Here is an 18,626-nt window from a genome sequence, read left to right as displayed (position 1 = left end):
AGCTGAAAGGTGTTCTTTTTGTTATGCTAGTCTAGTTTTTTGTGATGGTCAGGTTGGAGTATTTCAAGGCTTGTTCAAGCTTGTTGTAGACATCGATTTCGCCGAAGTTGACGCCTAACTGGATGGCGGTTTGGGCAATCTCTGGGCTGATGCCGGCGATAGCGGTACGGACGCCGATAATGTTCAAGCCGTCGATCAGCTGGAAGATTTGATGGGCGACCATCGTATCGATGATCGGGACGCCAGATAGATCGATGAACAAACGCTCAAGTGAATTTTCGTAACATTGCTGGAGCACTTTCTCGAAAACGATTTTGGCACGGTATGTATTGATTTCGCCGACCAATGGCAGCAAGCCGCTGTCTTTCGTCAGCATGATGACCGGTGCGCTCATTTCGACGATCATTTCCTGTTGAGCATTTAAGCGACGCTCAGCTGCTTTTGTGTTCTGATCGATAAACTCAAGGATGACATTGTTCAAGGTGTCGACAACTGCTTGATTCCACATGTTCAATTGTTCATGGGAGATATGCTCTTCTTGAATCGAAGCAAACTCTTCAATCAGCTGCAAATACTGCTTTTGTGTTCTGAAAAACTCTTTGATGACCGCATTGAAAGGCGTGGATAAATGGGCTTCGTCGTTGGCAACGCGCGATACCCATTCGCTGAACGCTTCGATGCCTTGTGCGTCGCTTTTGCTGAAGATAGAGCAGAAAATTTCATGGAACTCCTGATTCTGCCGGCGCAGCTTTTCAATCGCTTGCGGCTCGCTTTCGCCGTAGACACCGCCTACGCTTTTATCGAGTGTGGCGTACCATTCATCGGTCAATTGGCTTGATTTTTCACATAAAAAGTCTTGTAATTCCTTATCCTTAAACATATTTTATCTCCTCGGTGTGTAAATAGTCATAAGCTAAAGTCAGTTCGTGAAACTAGTGTGTGGAAATAACATTATACATTCATAATCTATGAGATGAAACAATTATGCACGAACAGTTACAAGAACATACTATTCAAGTATGTCGCAAACAATGCCGAGTGTCCGTAATACAAACCGTAAAACGAAACCCCGGACACAGTCAGCGCTTAAGAACTGAATGTGTCCAGGGACAAGATAGAGACAGTAGGCTTACTAAACTAAGCTTAAAGGTTTTTACTTAGACGATTTCAACAGCGAGTTCTTGGCTTTCGAAAAAGTGCATTACCGCTTTTGTCGAAACGAATGACGGGATTGTAAATTTGCGCTTCGTGCCATCTTCGAGGTGAAGCACCAATGTGCCGCGGTCTGTGCCATTTGTATGGAACGTTGATTTCGTGTTCATTTCGATTTTTTGAATGGCAGTCAAGTCGAGGTTGAAGTTGTTTTTCTTGCTTAACAATTCCTGGGGATTTTCACTCACTAGGCGATCGACACTGGCTTCATGCTGTTCTTTGCGTTTATTGAAAAACAGTTTGCGTAACACCATCATCGCGATGCCAAGGACAAAGGGTGCTTCGTCGTCGGTTTTCTCGTCATAAAACTGTCCCCCGATTTTAACGAAAAGCAAGGAAGGGTCTGTCGAGTACACCTTATAGTATTTGTCTGGTGTCAATTTGCCGGGCGCTAGTAAGTGGATTGCTGATTGCATGTTGTTTATTCTCCTTTTCAGACCCTCGATAATATTGAGAATCTGATGATTTTTCTTTTATTATGATTCAAAAGGGAAGGAAAATAAAGGTTTATTTTGTAAAAAATCAACAATTATCATAAATTTCCTCAAACCTCATCTACTGCCTCATCAGTCGGGCCATTAACTGCCCAAAACATTCCTTTCAGCAGGTAGTCAAGAACTTTTTTGTGCAGCGTCAGCTAGTTTCACAAAACGCTTGTGTTCCAGCGCCGGCCCTAGCTGAAACAACAGGACGCCGCCGCTAATCAATAACACACCGAAAAGAGACTGCCACGTGAACGGCACTTGCTCAAGCCCGAACCAGCCGGCCGTATCCCACATCAAGCCGAAGAAAATTTGCGACACCATGACGATGGAAATCGCGCGACTTGGCCCGAGCGTCTGTACGCCTTGCGTGACGCACACGACAACTCCAACACCGATCACGCCGCTAAACCAAAACCACGGCTCTGCCTGAAAAGAGAATAACCCTGTCCCTTCAAATGCGAGGCCGGCTGCGAAAGAGCCGAAAAACCCGAGAAACAATACCAGTGCAGTCGTTGTCCAGACACTGACATGCTGTTTGACATTGGCATTGAATATATTTTGCAGGCAGACAAAAACGCCGCCCGCAATCGCCAGCATGATGCCGATCGCCATAGCCATTCCTCCTATTCGTAAATATTATGCCCTGCCAGTTCGAGCAAGGATTCCCGCTCCAATAAATCAATTTTGCCATTATTTCGTTTGATCCAGCCGGCTTGTTCAAACTGCTGAAGCACACGGTTTAAGTGCCGGTAGCTCGTGCCGATCAAATCCGCCATATCCACAAGCGACGGCGAATCGAGCATCGGCTTGTCCGGTGTCATCGCCAGCAAATAACTTGCCACCCGCACATCGACCGCATACAGCAAATTAAAATTCATCGCTTGTGCTTTCGTAACAAACTTATGGGTGATCGTCTCCAGCAAAAACTGGAGAAAAGCCATGTTATTGGCCATTTCAGTTTCTAAAACAGCATGCGGAATACGCAGCAGCACCAAGTCCGTGACAGCTTCCACCGTATTGATGAACGGGCATTTCTGCACGTATTCAACATCGCCGACCATATCGAACGGGGTCTTGAATGCGATGATCAAGCGCTTGCCTTCAGGGGTGAGCATAGAAATCTTCAATTTTCCTTCAACAAGCAAATACAGCGTATCCGCCTCATCCCCTTGTGAAAACAGACGGCTTCCGCCCGCGCGACGTTCGATTTTCATCGATTCGATCACAGTTGGTGTAAACAAATCCGTCAACCCATAATGCTCGAGATAGTGTTTAATCGTCTGCACCGGTTTTCCTCCTCACCATTTCAACACAAGTATGCCCGTGATCATCAACAGCACGCCTAGGATCTGCGTTTTTCCGACATGTTTCTTCGTCATATCGAGCCAGCCTTTGCCATCGATGACGATCGCTGCGATTAGCTGTGCAATCAGGAAAACACTGATCGTCAAGGTGACTCCCATGCGGTGAACCGCTGTAATATTGCTGAATAGAATAAAAGCGGCTAACAAGCCACCGGATGCATAGAGCGGCGTAACTTGCGTTAATTGCTTATAGGAACGGTCTCTAAGTGCGAAGACGAGGAAAATCGCCAGCACAAAGCCGGTCCATTGCGTCATCGCCGCCGCTTGCCACGTGCCGATCTGGCTGCTGATCGTCGCATTCGCTACACTTTGGAAGGTCAGAAAAAATCCGCCCGCAAGCGCAAACAACATTCCCTTCATCATCTCCACCACCTTTTCTTAGTTATACATTAAAAGGAAGTGGTGGAGAATGGAAGGACATATGTCCTTATGTTTGAAATGATCACCATTTTATTTGGTTGGTTTGAAAGGTTGACTTGAATACGTATGCTGTTATAATTTCCAAAATTATGTAGATATTCGATTCCCTACTTAGTATATTAAAGTTAACGATTGACGAAACAGGATTACTTGAGGAGGGTTATCGAATGAAAATTCATAATACGGCAACCTATTTTCTGGATCACTACATTCCGGTAGAAGCATTTTTAAGAAGCTACTATGAAAAGCTTCCTGATAGTTTTAAAGAGTACTTCTTATACCATTGCCGCAACCTCGATCAAAAAATCCCAACAGCGATTAAAAAATATCCAGTGAAATTCGAGGACATGAGACAATCCAGTCAAAATATCGAGCGGTTGATCCATCAAACGGTTGATGCCTATCGCCAAAAATACGGCATCACATTTACTGAGGATGTACATATTATCATAGGGGCTTTCGGATCGAACGCCTTTACACATCGGCAAATCATTCCTGAAATTACGTTTTGTCTAGAACAGCTTTCATCGAAAGAAGCGAACCTTCAAGTCATTATTGCTCATGAGTTTGGCCATGCGCTTCATAATGCAATATCTGCTCAAAAGGGAATGGACTGGGAAAAGCTTGATTGGGGCCATCCTTATACATGGTTATTGCAAGAAGGATGCGCGACCTATTTCTCCCGGCAAATTGTAAAGACTGATGAAGCTGTTTACTTTTCCTATGATGAAAACGGTGAGAATTGGCTACAGTTTGTAAAAGACAATAAACAGGCTGTGTTGTCTGCTTTTATTCAAGACATGGAAATGAGTTCGGACATAGAGATCTTTCATGAATGGTTTTCTATTAACGGTGGGCAAAGGTTTGGTTATACACGCCTAGCTTATTTTATTGCTTATGTAGTCTTCGAAAACCTCGCGAGGAAATATGGAGATGTAAAAGCAGTCACCTTATGGAACAGGGGGGACTTTCATGCTTGCGTAGAGCATGAGCTTTTAGAACTTCAGCACGCCAATCTAGATTGAGTAGGAGCAGAATATATGGACTATATTCATTTTAATGTAAAACAATCCTTACTAGAGCAAGTGCCCGATTATCATTCGGCGGCGTTTCTCTTGCATCCGTTCGTTCAAATGCCGACAGGCTGGGAAAATAATAAGATAAGAACAAATCCTTATGCACACGTATATCCGAGTGATGAAGAAATATTGGCTCTAGGAAAGCCGGTTAGTTGGGAACAAGTGCGAATTGCATGTGGTTTTGGAAGCTTAAAAGATGTCTCAATTGCACTAGCAACAAATAGCCTGGTAGAAAAATATCAGCGACGAGACTTGGTAGATAAACTATCGAATGCTTATCCAACCGATTTCTTTTGGCCGATGGAAGACCGCGTTTCAGTTTTTCTCTGCGAAGGGGTATTGAAAAACTTTTCCTCGAATGGTTCTCGGAGCTTTTATTTTTCCGAGCCAGTGGATGACACCGCTGGACACATCAATATTGAAACTTGCAGCTTAGCCACTATTCCGGAATTGGCGCCAGCTGAAATAATGCTAGCTGACGACAGTCTGCAATCGGTCTTTTTAAGCCAGTACGATCTTTGTTTTACCGTCTTTCTTTCTAAAGAACAGGACATCCGCAAGCTCATAGCGAATTTTAAATGGGAAGCGATCGTTTGCGAAGCGGAGACTAAAAGCTATTGGTTCATGGAAGAGGAGGAATAAGCATGAAGAAAGTATGGGTTTCATGTTTGTTGGTGCTATCTCTATTGCTGACGGCGGGGTGTTCGAACTTCATTTTGTATGAAGATTCACCGGAGCCTGTGGATTCGTTTGACGGAACGAGTATGGTACAGGAACCTCCCGCTTTAACGATTGTGGTTGAAGAAAAAACGATCGACAGGGCACCGGTCAATTACGATTGGTGTTATTCGGAGAGTCCGGGGGAGAAGATGTGTGTCGAAACAGAATCGCTTCCGCCAAATGAATTGGCCAATACGGAATACGGCGATATAGCGACAAGCCAGGAAGCGACAATTGAATTGTCCTTTGAAGAAGAACCCGACAGCTATATCATCAATGTATGGGATGCCCAAAACGAGCTTATTGAAAGTTTTAATGACATTCACCTGAGTATGAAACCTGGACTTCACATTTATGAAATCAATGCTGATTGGGAACAAGGGGAAGCAAGCTACTTTTTTTCTGTGAATATACAAGAGCAGTAAGTCTGCTTGAATCGTCGATGTGCTTACAGAATAGAAATTGCTAATCCAGTTAAAGACTATCGGTTTGATGCTTTAATTTAGAGAAAAAGGACAGTTAGAAATCCCGTTTCATCACGAAAGGAGAATGGCATGAACTTCAAAAACATCATCTATTTGATTGGCGCGTTCATGTTGCTGGCTTTTTCCACATTAGCGAGCTGGTATGAAGGGGCGCAATTGCGCGACATCCCGTGGGAATGGAAATACACGGCCGTTTTCTCCAACTGGATCAACGGCGGAGTTGGAAGTGAAAACGACATACTGGCAATCGATCATTTCGTGTACGCAGCAAAATTTGAGCCCTTGTATCCGCTATTGATGACAATCTCGTTGCTGTTCATTGTGCTGCAAGTGGCGGCCGTGCTATTGAAAAACCGAACAACCGCACACACCGTATTTCTGATCGCAGCGGCTCTTATGTTATTCGTGCTCAGCGGCGTATTGATGAATTCACCAACGACGGGGCTTGCTCTATTTTCTATTTTCTTTGGAGTGGCGGGGATTGCGATCGTTGCGGGAGTCTTCTTTCTGCATAGCACTATGTGGAAGCAAAGAATCTCTATACACAAGATGAGTGGTTGATTGTTGCAGTGCCAGGGGCTGCAGTCGCAGTGTGGTGTCCGGAAGAATTTCAGTAAACGAAAAGAGGGAATATCATGAAAGAACTCATTGAACTATTCGAGACGCATCAACAAGGTGTAGGCGAACCTGCCATCAGGCAAGCCGAGCAAAACCTGAATGCCCGTTTTCCGCAACAATACGTCGAGCTGTTTCAATTGGCAAATGGCCCTCAAATCGGGGAGTGGCAATTGTTTCCCGTCAAAGACCCAGACAATGAGAAAAAAACATGGGACGATGTAGTGCGGCAAAATAGTGAAGCTGCGGAACTGCCGGAAGAACTCCTGATCATCGGCCATGACGGAACCGGAGATTATGTCTGTTTCACAGTAGAAGATGGCCAAGCACAAGGGGCAGTTTTCTTGTGGGATCATGAAACCCGACAAGTGGAAAAGCTGGCGCCGTCCTTGAAGCAGTTTATTCTTTACACGACCGAAGAGGAAGATGAAGAATAATTGAACCAGTTTGCCGATTAAAATGGGGAAATTTCGGAAATGAAAGCGTGTCTGATTAAGCCTACCTAAACCGCTTTTTAAAAGCATTCCTTTTGGAACATATCAACTAATGTCCCTTCATAGGTTAAAGTATCTATTTTGTAATTATTGAAAAAATTGTTAATTAACTTCCTTATATTTCCGATATAATTAAGAGAATTATTATGCGTAGATGGCATAAGCCTCTTAAAAAACCGGGATAGGTGAAGCAATGAAATCAAACCGTTCAAGAAAAAAAGACAATCAAAAACTTTATATGTATTATACGATATTCTTTATCGTATTTTGGCTGTTTGCCTATCTCAATATTTTCCCAGGAGCGGTCAGTTTTGAGCATGTGGATGAAGGGGTTGCCATCACCCAAGGAAGCATCGAGAAAAACACAATGACAGTGAACGTTGGAGAGTACGAAACGAGTGATTGGCAGCGCTTGATTCTCATGGAGACCGATATCAACAAGCTCCAGCAATACTTGGCTTTCATTTCTTTGCTCATCCCAATCAGCTTATTTTTTCTTATCGAACATAAGCGCATCGAGATATTTCAGCTAAGTGCGAAAGCCAAATTGGTCAGCTTCTCCTTGATGTTCTTACTATTATATTTGGGAATAGCCTTCGGATACATCGAGTTGCTGAAACGAATTGATGAAAATCTGGCGTTCATTTTAATGGACAAGTAGGAGAGCTGTTTTGTGAAGAAGTATCAAACAGGAATCATCATCTCTATCGCGATTTTGGCACTGTTATTATTCATCAACTCGCAGATTTACAGCAATGTCATGCCGCTTTCTGTCGTCATTCCCTTACTAACTGTGCATGTGTTTTTCTTCTACGCGCTGCAAGAAAAACAGCGCTACAAAACATATGCTGCGTTTGTAGTGGTGTTTGCGGTCGCGCTGTTTGTCTCTTTGCCGAACTATACACAGCAGCAAGCACTCGAGCTGGCGACAGCCGAATACCCGATGGACGTCTCGGAAATGTCGAATGTCTCGGTGACAGGAAGCAGCGAGTGGAATCCATTAAGCCTGAATTGGACGTATGTATTCAGAGGGGATTTAGACGGTGAAGTCATTTCTGTCATGGTCGTCGCCGATTCCGGAAAAGTGTTCAAAATACAAGAGTAAGAACGAATATGAATAGACATAATAAAGGGGAGAATCAGACTTGCCGCTATGGGCTTCTGCCGCAATCACGATCCTGCTCGCGAGTGTCGTGGTTCAAAATTTGTATATAGCATTCAAACCAATTAAAAATGACGAAGAGCGTGAGTTGGAAGAAGTCTTCTCATATGGAGACGGCCCTTTAGCTGTGTTCGGCTTGTTTTTCGCCTTTGCGTTTTGGTTCAGCGGGAAACTTTTCTCGGACAAATACCAGTTGGTTTCTTTTCGCGTGATTACTCTGTTGATGGCGGCTTTGATGGTCGGGTTGATTGGGGTGGTGTGGAACCTTGACGCTGTGGCAAATTTTATAATGAATGAATAACAAAGACTTTTCAAATTCTCTTAGGAATTTGAAAGAATATGCAAAATAGACAAACAGCGGAGTTTCCAACACGCTGTTTTTTTGTCTTGATTGGCATTTGCATGTTAAAAACGATATCATGAAGTCAACTGATCCAAACCACATGAGGCAGTTCGTTTTCATGGGAAGCAGTCAGCTAGTCAGTTTAAAAAATCAAATGTGCTGAAAGGGGAGCTGAAACATGCCTTATCAATTAAGAAAAAACTTCAAGCTTTTTTCGTTGAATTCCAACCCGGAATTGGCCGAGGAAATCGCCAGTATACTCGGCTGTCAACTAGGTAAGAATTCCATTACCCACTTTAGCGATGGGGAAATTCAAATCAACATCGAAGAAAGCGTACGAGGTGCAGAAGTGTACGTCATTCAGTCGACATCCCAACCGGGGACTGAACATGTCATGGAATTATTGATCATGATCGATGCCTTGAAGCGCGCATCCGCCGACAGCATCACGGTCGTCATGCCTTATTACGGCTATGCACGCCAAGACAGAAAAGCAAGTTCCCGTGAACCGATCACGGCCAAACTGGTGGCGAATATGCTCGTAAAAGCAGGCGCTAACCACATCATCACGATGGATTTCCACGCTCCCCAAGTGCAAGGTTTCTTCAATATCCCGGTTGATCAACTCCTCGGCATCACCGTCTTATCCGAGCACTTCACAAACAAGAAATTGGAAGATGCGATCGTCGTAGCGCCGGATAACGGCGGCTTGAGCAGGGCGCGGAGACTCGCGGACTACTTGGACGTACCAATCGGCTTTATCGACAAACGCCGCATGCAGCCAGGCGAGCCGGAAACGGTCAATATCGTCGGCGACATTCAAGGCAAGAACGCCATCATCATCGTCGATATCGTCGATACGGCAACGACAATCTCGGCTGCGGCCAATGAATTGGTAGAAAACGGCGCGAAGGCAGTTTATGCTTGCTGCACACACGCCGTCCTCTCAGGAGATGCCATCCAACGAATCGAAAATTCCGCATTGACGGAACTCGTCGTCACCAACACCATCCGCGTCCCTCAAGAAAAGCGCAGTCCGAAAATCACCATTCTTTCCGTCGCGCCTTTGTTGGCGGAAGCAATTGAACATGTTCACAACGAAAAACCGGTCAGCCCATTATTTGAATAATTACCATAGGCTTTAGACGAGGTATGGATCACTCTCCAATTGAAAGTTAATCTTGTGTAAGGAAAGAAGGCATCGCTTATCAGCGATGCTTTTTTTGTTATAAATATTCTTGAAACAATGAAACGCTTTCCAGTTTTTGGCGTATATACTAATAATAATTAAATCAAATATTCGAATCAGAGGGGGAGAGGGCATGAAAAGATTTTTGTATTATCTTGCGTGGAGTATCGGCATTGGGGTGATCGTCTATGCCGGATTGCAGTTTCAACAAAGCTTGGTCGTCAGGTCACAGGAGACATTTAATCCGGTTCCGCTATGGGTTTACATCGCCATTTTCCCAATCGCAATCGGCTTGCTCATGAGACTGCCGAAGTTTCTTCAAGAAAGAAGAGAGCGGCGCATCATTGGTTTTGACTGGAGCAAGTTTTTGGCTATTGGACTGCCGTCTTTTATCATACTAATATTGGCGGTTTCGCCGTTTCTGCAGCTTGGCGATATGGGGATGCCGCAATTGCTGAGCTCCTTGCACCTCATTCTTTTCAGCGGCACCACTGCCCAGACCATTGCAGGGCTTGTGTTTGGCTATGTGCTATTGGATAGCTTCAAGCGAGAAGACGCCGGAGGCTCCGGCAGCCATTACTACCGAGCTTCGTAAAAAACGGACGATCAAACTGCCAAAAGGGGTGTGTAGATGAAGATCAGGAAAGCTCTTCCCTCAGATGCAAAAGCGATCGCCAAGGTGCATGTGGACAGCTGGATGACGACGTACCGCAATATCGTTCCGGATAGCTATCTGGATGGGCTCACATATGGGGCCAGAGAGCAGCTCTGGAACGAGAACTTGAAGCAATGCACGGTCTTTGTCGCAGAAACTGAGGCTGGGGAAGTAATCGGTTTCGCAGACTGCGGCAACGAACGATCCGGCGCTTACCCAGGTATAGAGGGGGAACTCTATGCCATCTATATACTCGAAAGCTACCAAGGGCAAAACATCGGTAAAAGGCTGATGCAGGCAGTAAGCAAAGAGCTGTTGGATAAGGGTATTCAGTCCATGCTCGTGTGGGTGTTGAAAGACAATTCATTCAGCGGCTTTTATGAAAAATTAGGCGGCAAAGTCATCAATGAAAAATACATAACAATAGCCGGCAAACAAATACCAGAACTCGCTTATGAATGGCGAGATGTCAGACGGATACTGAAATAGCGACGAACCAGATTATTCATCGCCGTCATGAAACTCGCACGGAGATATTCTATAAGCAACTTCAAAATAAGTGTTTCTCCTAAATACCCCTACAAAGCGTTCGAAAAAGTATGAGGAGTTTCGTGGACGTTCGTAAAGTCTTTTGACACCTTTACGAACGTTCTTTTTTGCATATCTTGCTCTTTTGAGACCGTTCGAAAACGTGTACTTTTACGAACACTTTCTATACTTATAGAATCTATTTATTTCGAGCTATAAAATGTAATTTTTTAGTACAATGATTCTAATACAGTGTTGGATAGTGGTAATATTTTCAAGGAGTTGAATGTATCAAAAGTGTAGTTAAGTTACATTCAGGAATATTTATTATTCCAAAGCTAGAAGTCTAAAAGTGCAGTAAGTAAAAAAAAGAAGGGGTGAATTACATGGAAAGTACTTTTGCTTTTATTGGTGTATACCTCGTCCCAATTTTCAGCATTATTTTTTGCCTTAACCTTGTTACTATAATCAAAAAGGCGAAAAGGGATGAAAAAACAATAGTTAATACAATTTGGCTCACAACATCATTTGTACTAATGACATGGAGTATCGCCATTATGGCTTCTGTAGGAGTCTAATAAAATAACTAGAACTGAATGTAACTTATTGTGAATTAAGTTAGATTCAAAAGATTGCAAAAGCCAATTATGTATCGAATTGTTGAGAAACCATTAGGAGGCAAAAGCTTGGACATATTAACTGTTCTAGGATTCGTTTGGATTTCATTTTTTGTTTATAAATGGTATTTCAAGCCTGTGGAAACATTTGGAGATGTTATTTCCCGAGGATTCTATCTGAGTCTGATCGGAATGAAAAAAAAGGAAAGGGATCTCTATCTGCGGTCTTTAAATGAAATGGAATTGACTCCAGGAGAAAAAACGGACCTCCGTTTCATTTTAGGGATATCGTTTGTCAAAAATGGGGAATGTGTTAAAGCCATTTCGTTTTTTGACCTGGCTTTTCGTAATTATGAAGAAGTCTTTTATTACAAAAAAGAGTTTAATCTCGTGCTAGATTCCTATTTGACGTGCAAGAAAACAGACGAAGCAAGAGAGTTGTTTTACTTTTTTTTAGAACGAAAAAAGTTTGATCAGAAATTTGCAAAACTTGAAAAGAAGTACTCCTTTTTACTTTAAAAATGTCCTTCATTTCAGTTTGCCCAAAGGAAAGTATCGTATTGTAAAATATTTTCGTACTTAAATTTGAATGTAACTTATTAGCAATTAAGTTACATTCAAAAATGATGAAAATGAGAGTGAAGCTATGGGACGTTTTAAAAAAAATTTTCACAAACTGTTCTTTGAAAAATATGATCAATTCGCAGAGGAATTAGGTTACTCGGATTGGAACATTGCTTCGGAAAATACTTGTGGCATTTATGAAATGGAAGGCGACACTTGGTACCATACTACTCAGCTTCCTGATAAAAAATGGGCTGTCTGGAATGATGACGAGGAAGAACCACCATACGTTTTTGAAGTATTTTCAACTTGGGATGAAGCCATTAGAAAGTTACGGAAATTGTTTGAGGAGAGTGGATTGCCGGAAGATCATTGGAGGCCTGAAGGTTTTGATGAAGGTGAAGATGCTTTTTTGAAAGAACCTGATAGAGAGAAAATGTTGTAACCGACCGAGATTTTGAATGTAACTTAATGCTAATTAAGTTACATTCAGTTTCCCTATTTCATGCGCTTTGTTAAAAAATCCATCAAAACCAATTTCAAAAGAAATATGATGTATTTAAAAGTCGGCGCCATGAAGTTTGAAAGATCGAATTTTAATAGGATTGGGGTTTAGCTATCAAGCATTATGGAAAGAAAAAAGCTTGTAAATTCGGTATTAGAATTATTTAAATCTTTATTAACCAGCTTCGTATTTGCAGCGAAACGATTGCTGCATATGAGGTGATTCAACTGACACTACATGGTTGAGGCAGGATTGTGATACTAGATATCACTCATGGCCATAAGGAGGAAATTATTGAATGTTATTTAGAGGCTTTAATTTTCAAGATCGTTCACCACAACACCACAAACCCAAACAAGGTCAATTTTATTTTGAAACCAACTGCATTGTTTATCTCTTTGAACAGTTTTTACCTAAACTTCATTTTGATGATGTCAGTAGTGTCCAATTTGAATGTTATCCAAATGCAGAATTTGCTTGTCAACCTGTCATCATGGATGGGTTATTACCTGTAACGATCCCCTATGATGTAAGTGATTTTTACCATCTATCTGATTTAGAGAAAAAGAAAAAGACACTTGACCTGATGATGGATGGACTGCAGGTTATTTGTAAAGACAAGGGTTGGGATGAAGAGCCATTTTTATATGCGTATCAAAAGGTAGTCGAAAAAAATTATACATTCAAAAAAACGTATAAAAACCCAAAATCAAGTCCCAATCGTAAATTGAAAGCAAAAATTGAAATAGAGATTGGGTTATACGATTGTACGGCTTTATTAGTAGTTGAAGATAAAGAACAAAAGCACATCTATTCAGAAGTCCTTTATCAAGAAAAGCCAAGATTCGACTTGCTCTATCCATTATTGGGAGATATTAAATGGATTGGTAATGATGAAGTCAGGGTTCATGAAAGAAAACCAAGCGAACATCAGTTTAAAACAGTTTTTTTACAGTGAAGTAAAAATAAAGGGGCAATCCATATGTCGGAACTTCGAGAACAATAGTTTACCGATGACCGATAGAGTACTTAATCGCCCAAAGGCAAAGTGTACTTTTACGAACGGTTCTTACCCCAAAGTGACACAACCTTCTCCACGCAGTTGGTAAGACTTTTTAAAAAGTAGCTGAGGCTGCTCTATTTAAATACCTTTATCAATTATTACCTTGGTTGTTGTGTACGAAACTTAATGCTGCAAATAATATCGGGGAAACAGAGGTATATCTTTCATTTATATCGAGATTTATTTGTGGACTGCCTATACTTATGTTTCTTTTACCAATTCCGATTTGTATTTCTTGATCTGCATCTATTTGAAAGAACTTGATTTCCCTAAGTGCTGTAATTTCCGATGTAGCTTTAATTTGCTCATTCAAGAGATCAATGATTAAAGTTCTTCCTACACCTTTTTCTTTGATAGAACCAATTAACTGATCATTTTTCTCAATAGTCCACTCTGCCGTTGAAACAAATGCCTTAAACTGATTTTTTAATTGAATCGTATAGACAACATTTGAAGTTGAATCTCGTGCTCTTACATTTGAGACAAAAGTAGAGGATAGATGACGTACTACTTTTTCTGACATTTGGTTATGACTAAAGCGCTGGAGTGTTCCGATACCAACTTGTTCATTATCGTAAACAATAATCTCGCTTATATTTGATTGGTATTTAGGTAACTGATAGTAAATTTCCATTTTCACACTCCTTTTATAATTCAATAAGCTATTTCCCTTAAAATTGGAAGTTTAACCTTTTATAAACTTGTTTAAATAAACGATACTCTCTCCAGCTCTTCATTCAAAGAGAAGTGACTGTTTCTCGTTTATCAAATAAATTTTTGGCTAGTAGGATTGAGAAGATGCTTCCAAGAAATGATTAGAGATATTTTGCGTTTTGGATTAGTTAACATATCATGAGGTTATCGGAAGAAGCTCAAGCTTCTTCTTTTTTTATTCTATAAAGTTTACTTTTACGAATGTTCTATTTTCCAAAATTAGCTAGCTATCTTTTTGTTGAATAAGTATATTTGAAGAAACAATTATTAGATTCCTAATTTTTAAATTGAAGAACTTATACAGCAACTTGTATACAGAACAAAAGGAGACGACCGAGTGATTGATAAGATAAAGCAAGCTATTGAATGCGGTAAATATAGAACGGATGTTTATTTGCAATTCACTCAATTTCAGCAACAAGAAAACTGTTTGACTCTTACGTGTTCAATTTATGTAGACGAAGATGACAAAGAAAAGTTAATGGATCAATGGCTAATCAAGTGCCTTGATTGGGAAGAATATAGAGTCGAGTCTTTCCTGTCTTACGAGCATCAGGAGTTTGAGGTTACAGATGAGCATCCTTATCTGTGGGATTATCAAAAACCGTTGACTGAGTTGTATTTTAGAGGAAAAGCCATGAATGTAAAAGCGCTTATAGGAGCTTTATATTTAAAGCATCACAGCCTTACTAATGATTTAATTCCCTTTAATCAATATTTAAATACACATATCGGAACTGGTGATTTGGAATGGTTGCTAAGTAGCAGCCAAGGATTGTTCTCAACAGCACCGAAGATTTTAACCGAATCTTATCAAGAGATACTAGAGGAATATGGATTTTCGACTTCTCAACTGCTGCCAAGAGAAATTTTTACTTGTAAGGACTTCCATCTTTTGCGATTAGGACCAAGCTATATTATTGCGAAAGAGTTTAGAGCCTTCAGGGTTGATAAAGAAAACTGGCTTTTATAAAAAGGAAAGCAATCAACTTTCTAGTATTTTGTTTTATTCTTTCATTTTGAATATAAAATATAAGTGAAATAAATTCTCATGTAAAATCGTATATTCCGTAGAAAAGTAAAGCACAAGCGACCACTGAGGCGATTTTATATGTCCTGGAAATGCTGCACGTCGAATGTACGGAAGTTGGAAATCGTAGTAAACAGAGGCTTATAGGCCGCTAAGGTGAGGAGGTACAAGAGTGAGGTTTCTTATAGAATTTAAGGATTTTAAAACCAGAGAAACAGAGGATAGGTCCCTGGATGTACTGCAGACCTTTCTGAATGAACACTTAATCGGTCAAAACCACGGGAATCGGTTTGAGTGTATCATCATTCGTTTTATCTCCAATCCATCGGCATCCAGGAAATTGCAGCTAAAAACCTTGTACCACACGTATGCAGTCATAGAGGTTGACCTCACAATCGAAGCCAGCCGTAAGGTTCAGTTGGCCAATTTCATGCATGGTCTCATGCTAGTGGAAAGTGCAATCAGAAAGGCTGCGTTCATTGAAACAAGAGGCGATAATATGGAATATCAGGAAGAGGAATTAGTGAAAGAGTATCGGAAGGCGTTGGCGTTTGCGCCAAAAACGATAGAAGACCTAAAACGTTATGCCAAGAGCCAAAAAGAAGTAGAATTTGAAAACCAAGTGAAACGAACGGATTGCGCTATCCGCACACGATTGATGAATCCATCACCTTTAAATAAGAGATTTAATGACATTGTGGTATCGCAATATTTTGACGAGCCTATCGTTACATCCTATGCGTACCGGTTTACAGAGGTGCTCAGTAATCTTCTCTTCCGTGCTGAAGTCATGCTCCCAGGATACGATCGTATTGTAATTAAAGTTGACCAAACGATGGAAGAGGTGAAACAAGAGGTGGCGCTAGAGGACTGGTATAGTCTAACTTTCACTGCACTGGATATTAATAAATTCCTGGCGGGAACAGATGCTGAGAAGTTTCAGATGTTATTTGAAAGCATCAAAGAAGGCATGAGGCTAATCGCAGATTTTGATCATTTAGAAAAGGAAAAGATTGAAGAAGTGATGAACGAAGTGGCAAAGAAGGGCCTCGATATGGAATTGGTTTATGTATCAAAAGAAAATGAAAAGTACTTAGCCCAACTCATCTACCAAGTGCCTAAGACACCTGCAGAAAAAGCTGACTTTAAATTAAAGCTAACAGACCTTGTATCTGGTCAAACAGGTACGGTGACAGTCTCTTCCGCCGGTACGTTTCAGACTGCACATTGTTTTAACAGCATCTCCATCAAGAAAAAGGAAATCGTCATAAAGGGAGGGCAGAGCCACCAAGCAGAGTATACGAGGAAAATGGAGAAGTTGCCTGAAAAGTTTACTTTCGAAATAGCAGAAGTACTTAAATAAAAGAGGGGATACAGCAACGGTATTTGATATCAATGTAATTTTACATACCTTGAATCAGCGATAGTCTGATGTTTCCAGCGATCTCAATAAATAAAGTACCCTAATTTAACCGAAAAGAATGCGACTTATGTGCAGGTAATTTACATTCAGTTAGAACAATTGGAAGTGACTATATAGGGCATTTTAAAAAGGGGTTAGCAGATTGGATGAATATTTATATGATCTAACGAATCAATTAAAGGACAAAAATATTAACTTTACAATAGTACCAAACACAGGAAATGAGCTAGAGCAGAAATGGGAAGAAGCTTTCACCAAGGATATCAGCCAATCCCAAAAGAGAAAGATGACTTTTAAGCAGTGCATGTGGAATGTCTTTAGTTGGGAGAAAATCTTGTGTTTAAAAGAGCAAAAGGCAATAGCAGCATTTGATTTGCAGAAAAAAGAAGGGTGTTATCTTATTTGCACGCCTGGCGAAGAATCCATATACATTCCAAAGGCTACTCGGCTCAAAGCGAAAGATATCATTCATGTAGACAATGATCTCTATATCGTCGATGAACATTTCACCTGGACTTATGTTCTAACTCATGAAGAAGACTGTGGTCCTTATTTTTATAACCCTCAAGATTCCCCTGTTCTTTAGTTAAGTTAGAGAACAGGAATGAGGTAAATGAACGTCCTGAAAGATAGGAAGCTATAAGGTTATTTTTCAATATCTGAATGTAACTGAAGTGCAGTTAAGTTATATTCACAATTTAAAAGGGGGATAACTATGAAGTACTTGGACAAAGACCCGCAATATCTATTTAGGATCGATGCACGACCTGCCGAGATTGAAGATCTTAACGACATAGATCAGGATTCTGAAGAAATATGGATTTATGGAAAAACAAAAGGAATAGAATTGTTGGCTTCTTTTTCAAACTTAAAAAAGTTGTGGATTTATTCCGTTAATCAGCAAGAATTTGATCAGATTTTGAGCCAAGTCAACCCAGAGATGTTGTATATCTACAATATGCGAGTTGAAAATCTGTCTCTTCTCAGCAATTTAACGAATCTGCAAACGCTGAGTCTAGAATGGAACACGAAAGCCTTGAGTTTATGGAATATATCGAAAAACACACGCCTCAACGCATTATCCATTGAAGGGTTCTCTAAAATAAGAGATATTGAGCCTCTGATGCAAGCTAAGAAAGTGGAATATCTGAATTTACAAGGAGACCACAATAACAAACTTAGAATAAAAACACTTGAGCCGTTAAAACACTTGGATAAGCTAAGATATTTGGGATTATCATTTATAAGGGTGGAAGATGAGTCATTAAAACCAATCTCAAATTTAAAGGGACTCAAAGTACTTGCTATTTCAAATCAGTTTCCAACCGAAGAGTATGCAAAACTGTCAGTGGATTTGCCTGAGACAAAGTGTAGTAAATTCTTTGCTTACGAGCGATTGTATCAGGCTATAAGTGGCATGAATATAATGGTAGTAGGAAAACGAAAGCCTTACTTAAACTTACAGAAAGACGCTGAAAAAGTTAAGAAGTATGAAAATCAATTCAAAGAGATGCAAGAAGCTTACAAAAAAGCGAATAAGGTTTGATAGTCAAGTCTGTGTGTTTTTGTTTACTATAAGTAATTCTTTCAAAGAAGTGAATGTAACATAATGTGAATTTAGATACATTCAAACCTGCAATGATCCTAGCTTGTCAAACTATTCACATGGGGGTCTTATCGCAAGTCATATTAGTATAATTTCTTCCTGCTAAAATGGGCTTTTAAGAATGGTCTACTCAAAAATTAAGATTTTTTTATATTCTTTTTATCGCTGTTCAATTGGATAACTTTTTTACAATCTCTCTAGGCCATATACAAAGTCTTAGACACTATGTAACTAAAAACAAGAGCATCTTTAACAGAGGTTCTGCTGAGATTTGAACGACGTGGAACGCTAAAAGTGTCTATTCAATTTGAAAAGAATGTTATGCACCTTGGGCAGTTAGAAAATCATTACTA

Annotated in this window: 24 protein-coding genes; 18 read left to right on the top strand and 6 right to left on the bottom strand. The window is 40.6% G+C overall.

Going from position 1 to position 18,626, the window contains the following annotated elements:
- Nucleotides 1–31: 31 nt before the first annotated feature.
- From ACFO5U_RS09105 to ACFO5U_RS09085, 5 genes are all read right to left on the bottom strand, one after another.
- Nucleotides 32–880 (bottom strand): STAS domain-containing protein, encoded by an 849-nt coding sequence (locus tag ACFO5U_RS09105; protein ID WP_377278590.1) that lies wholly within the window; start codon nucleotides 878–880, stop codon nucleotides 32–34.
- Nucleotides 881–1,157: 277 nt separating this feature from the next.
- Nucleotides 1,158–1,628 (bottom strand): hypothetical protein, encoded by a 471-nt coding sequence (locus tag ACFO5U_RS09100; RefSeq protein WP_377278589.1) that lies wholly within the window; start codon nucleotides 1,626–1,628, stop codon nucleotides 1,158–1,160.
- A gap of 195 nt (nucleotides 1,629–1,823) precedes the next feature.
- Nucleotides 1,824–2,309 (bottom strand): DMT family transporter, encoded by a 486-nt coding sequence (locus tag ACFO5U_RS09095; protein ID WP_377278588.1) that lies wholly within the window; start codon nucleotides 2,307–2,309, stop codon nucleotides 1,824–1,826.
- An 11-nt stretch (nucleotides 2,310–2,320) separates the two neighbouring features.
- Entirely contained in the window at nucleotides 2,321–2,983 is a 663-nt protein-coding gene (locus tag ACFO5U_RS09090) for a Crp/Fnr family transcriptional regulator (protein ID WP_377278586.1), read from the bottom strand.
- Between the two features lie 12 nt (nucleotides 2,984–2,995).
- The gene (locus ACFO5U_RS09085; protein WP_377279486.1) at nucleotides 2,996–3,421 is read right to left on the bottom strand and encodes a DMT family transporter; all 426 of its coding nucleotides are present in this window, start codon (nucleotides 3,419–3,421) and stop codon (nucleotides 2,996–2,998) included.
- Between the two features lie 227 nt (nucleotides 3,422–3,648).
- On the opposite strand from ACFO5U_RS09085, the gene ACFO5U_RS09080 reads away from it, so the two are divergent.
- From ACFO5U_RS09080 to ACFO5U_RS09015, 14 genes are all read left to right on the top strand, one after another.
- Complete coding sequence (locus ACFO5U_RS09080; protein WP_377278584.1) at nucleotides 3,649–4,506, top strand: DUF5700 domain-containing putative Zn-dependent protease; 858 nt, start codon at nucleotides 3,649–3,651, stop codon at nucleotides 4,504–4,506.
- Nucleotides 4,507–4,521: 15 nt separating this feature from the next.
- Nucleotides 4,522–5,202, top strand: coding sequence for a DUF2711 family protein (locus ACFO5U_RS09075; RefSeq protein WP_377278582.1), 681 nt, complete (start codon nucleotides 4,522–4,524; stop codon nucleotides 5,200–5,202).
- 2 nt (nucleotides 5,203–5,204) lie between these two features.
- Nucleotides 5,205–5,705 (top strand): hypothetical protein, encoded by a 501-nt coding sequence (locus tag ACFO5U_RS09070; protein WP_377278581.1) that lies wholly within the window; start codon nucleotides 5,205–5,207, stop codon nucleotides 5,703–5,705.
- Nucleotides 5,706–5,834: 129 nt separating this feature from the next.
- Nucleotides 5,835–6,326, top strand: a complete 492-nt coding sequence (locus ACFO5U_RS09065; RefSeq protein ID WP_377278579.1) for a DUF4306 domain-containing protein — start codon at nucleotides 5,835–5,837, stop codon at nucleotides 6,324–6,326.
- A 74-nt stretch (nucleotides 6,327–6,400) separates the two neighbouring features.
- On the top strand, nucleotides 6,401–6,817 hold the full coding sequence (locus ACFO5U_RS09060) for an SMI1/KNR4 family protein (RefSeq protein ID WP_377278578.1): 417 nt from the start codon (nucleotides 6,401–6,403) through the stop codon (nucleotides 6,815–6,817).
- A 250-nt stretch (nucleotides 6,818–7,067) separates the two neighbouring features.
- On the top strand, nucleotides 7,068–7,535 hold the full coding sequence (locus ACFO5U_RS09055; protein WP_377278576.1) for a hypothetical protein: 468 nt from the start codon (nucleotides 7,068–7,070) through the stop codon (nucleotides 7,533–7,535).
- 12 nt (nucleotides 7,536–7,547) lie between these two features.
- Complete coding sequence (locus ACFO5U_RS09050) at nucleotides 7,548–7,979, top strand: hypothetical protein (RefSeq protein WP_377278575.1); 432 nt, start codon at nucleotides 7,548–7,550, stop codon at nucleotides 7,977–7,979.
- Nucleotides 7,980–8,019: 40 nt separating this feature from the next.
- The gene (locus tag ACFO5U_RS09045; protein ID WP_377278573.1) at nucleotides 8,020–8,337 is read left to right on the top strand and encodes a hypothetical protein; all 318 of its coding nucleotides are present in this window, start codon (nucleotides 8,020–8,022) and stop codon (nucleotides 8,335–8,337) included.
- 220 nt (nucleotides 8,338–8,557) lie between these two features.
- On the top strand, nucleotides 8,558–9,508 hold the full coding sequence (locus tag ACFO5U_RS09040; RefSeq protein WP_377278572.1) for a ribose-phosphate diphosphokinase: 951 nt from the start codon (nucleotides 8,558–8,560) through the stop codon (nucleotides 9,506–9,508).
- Between the two features lie 193 nt (nucleotides 9,509–9,701).
- Nucleotides 9,702–10,163 carry a hypothetical protein gene (locus ACFO5U_RS09035; protein WP_377278570.1) on the top strand — a complete coding sequence of 154 codons (462 nt, stop codon included), beginning with the start codon at nucleotides 9,702–9,704 and terminating at the stop codon, nucleotides 10,161–10,163.
- Between the two features lie 36 nt (nucleotides 10,164–10,199).
- On the top strand, nucleotides 10,200–10,712 hold the full coding sequence (locus tag ACFO5U_RS09030) for a GNAT family N-acetyltransferase (RefSeq protein WP_377278568.1): 513 nt from the start codon (nucleotides 10,200–10,202) through the stop codon (nucleotides 10,710–10,712).
- A gap of 725 nt (nucleotides 10,713–11,437) precedes the next feature.
- Entirely contained in the window at nucleotides 11,438–11,887 is a 450-nt protein-coding gene (locus tag ACFO5U_RS09025) for a hypothetical protein (protein ID WP_377278566.1), read from the top strand.
- 127 nt (nucleotides 11,888–12,014) lie between these two features.
- Nucleotides 12,015–12,377: a hypothetical protein gene (locus ACFO5U_RS09020; RefSeq protein WP_377278565.1), complete on the top strand. Its 363-nt coding sequence runs from the start codon at nucleotides 12,015–12,017 to the stop codon at nucleotides 12,375–12,377.
- 358 nt (nucleotides 12,378–12,735) lie between these two features.
- Entirely contained in the window at nucleotides 12,736–13,395 is a 660-nt protein-coding gene (locus tag ACFO5U_RS09015) for a hypothetical protein (RefSeq protein ID WP_377278563.1), read from the top strand.
- Between the two features lie 196 nt (nucleotides 13,396–13,591).
- Here the strand turns inward: ACFO5U_RS09015 and ACFO5U_RS09010 are convergent, their stop codons facing one another.
- Nucleotides 13,592–14,134, bottom strand: coding sequence for a tubby C-terminal domain-like protein (locus ACFO5U_RS09010; RefSeq protein ID WP_377278562.1), 543 nt, complete (start codon nucleotides 14,132–14,134; stop codon nucleotides 13,592–13,594).
- A 417-nt stretch (nucleotides 14,135–14,551) separates the two neighbouring features.
- Between ACFO5U_RS09010 and ACFO5U_RS09005 the strand changes: the two genes are divergently transcribed.
- The 4 genes from ACFO5U_RS09005 to ACFO5U_RS08990 all read left to right on the top strand — a co-directional run bounded on the left by ACFO5U_RS09005 (nucleotide 14,552) and on the right by ACFO5U_RS08990 (nucleotide 18,213).
- Entirely contained in the window at nucleotides 14,552–15,187 is a 636-nt protein-coding gene (locus tag ACFO5U_RS09005) for a hypothetical protein (protein WP_377278560.1), read from the top strand.
- Nucleotides 15,188–15,416: 229 nt separating this feature from the next.
- Nucleotides 15,417–16,607, top strand: coding sequence for a hypothetical protein (locus ACFO5U_RS09000; RefSeq protein WP_377278558.1), 1,191 nt, complete (start codon nucleotides 15,417–15,419; stop codon nucleotides 16,605–16,607).
- A 202-nt stretch (nucleotides 16,608–16,809) separates the two neighbouring features.
- The gene (locus tag ACFO5U_RS08995; RefSeq protein WP_377278557.1) at nucleotides 16,810–17,253 is read left to right on the top strand and encodes a DUF4275 family protein; all 444 of its coding nucleotides are present in this window, start codon (nucleotides 16,810–16,812) and stop codon (nucleotides 17,251–17,253) included.
- A gap of 129 nt (nucleotides 17,254–17,382) precedes the next feature.
- Nucleotides 17,383–18,213 (top strand): leucine-rich repeat domain-containing protein, encoded by an 831-nt coding sequence (locus ACFO5U_RS08990; RefSeq protein WP_377278555.1) that lies wholly within the window; start codon nucleotides 17,383–17,385, stop codon nucleotides 18,211–18,213.
- The last annotated feature ends 413 nt before the right edge of the window (nucleotides 18,214–18,626 follow it).

Origin of the sequence: Planococcus dechangensis, from assembly GCF_042654465.1 — a bacterium.
Classification (GTDB): Bacteria; Bacillota; Bacilli; order Bacillales_A; family Planococcaceae; genus Planococcus; species Planococcus dechangensis.
The sequence above is the reverse complement of the archived record's forward strand: the minus strand, read 5'-3'. Positions and strand labels throughout refer to the sequence as shown.

Coding starts and splice junctions, on each gene's coding strand:
- ACFO5U_RS09105 (WP_377278590.1), bottom strand. CDS start 880: ATGTTTAAGGATAAGGAATTACAAGACTTTTTATGTGAAAAATCAAGC.
- ACFO5U_RS09100 (WP_377278589.1), bottom strand. CDS start 1,628: ATGCAATCAGCAATCCACTTACTAGCGCCCGGCAAATTGACACCAGAC.
- ACFO5U_RS09095 (WP_377278588.1), bottom strand. CDS start 2,309: ATGGCGATCGGCATCATGCTGGCGATTGCGGGCGGCGTTTTTGTCTGC.
- ACFO5U_RS09085 (WP_377279486.1), bottom strand. CDS start 3,421: ATGAAGGGAATGTTGTTTGCGCTTGCGGGCGGATTTTTTCTGACCTTC.
- ACFO5U_RS09080 (WP_377278584.1), top strand. CDS start 3,649: ATGAAAATTCATAATACGGCAACCTATTTTCTGGATCACTACATTCCG.
- ACFO5U_RS09075 (WP_377278582.1), top strand. CDS start 4,522: ATGGACTATATTCATTTTAATGTAAAACAATCCTTACTAGAGCAAGTG.
- ACFO5U_RS09070 (WP_377278581.1), top strand. CDS start 5,205: ATGAAGAAAGTATGGGTTTCATGTTTGTTGGTGCTATCTCTATTGCTG.
- ACFO5U_RS09065 (WP_377278579.1), top strand. CDS start 5,835: ATGAACTTCAAAAACATCATCTATTTGATTGGCGCGTTCATGTTGCTG.
- ACFO5U_RS09060 (WP_377278578.1), top strand. CDS start 6,401: ATGAAAGAACTCATTGAACTATTCGAGACGCATCAACAAGGTGTAGGC.
- ACFO5U_RS09055 (WP_377278576.1), top strand. CDS start 7,068: ATGAAATCAAACCGTTCAAGAAAAAAAGACAATCAAAAACTTTATATG.
- ACFO5U_RS09040 (WP_377278572.1), top strand. CDS start 8,558: ATGCCTTATCAATTAAGAAAAAACTTCAAGCTTTTTTCGTTGAATTCC.
- ACFO5U_RS09035 (WP_377278570.1), top strand. CDS start 9,702: ATGAAAAGATTTTTGTATTATCTTGCGTGGAGTATCGGCATTGGGGTG.
- ACFO5U_RS09030 (WP_377278568.1), top strand. CDS start 10,200: ATGAAGATCAGGAAAGCTCTTCCCTCAGATGCAAAAGCGATCGCCAAG.
- ACFO5U_RS09020 (WP_377278565.1), top strand. CDS start 12,015: ATGGGACGTTTTAAAAAAAATTTTCACAAACTGTTCTTTGAAAAATAT.
- ACFO5U_RS09015 (WP_377278563.1), top strand. CDS start 12,736: ATGTTATTTAGAGGCTTTAATTTTCAAGATCGTTCACCACAACACCAC.
- ACFO5U_RS09010 (WP_377278562.1), bottom strand. CDS start 14,134: ATGGAAATTTACTATCAGTTACCTAAATACCAATCAAATATAAGCGAG.
- ACFO5U_RS08990 (WP_377278555.1), top strand. CDS start 17,383: ATGAAGTACTTGGACAAAGACCCGCAATATCTATTTAGGATCGATGCA.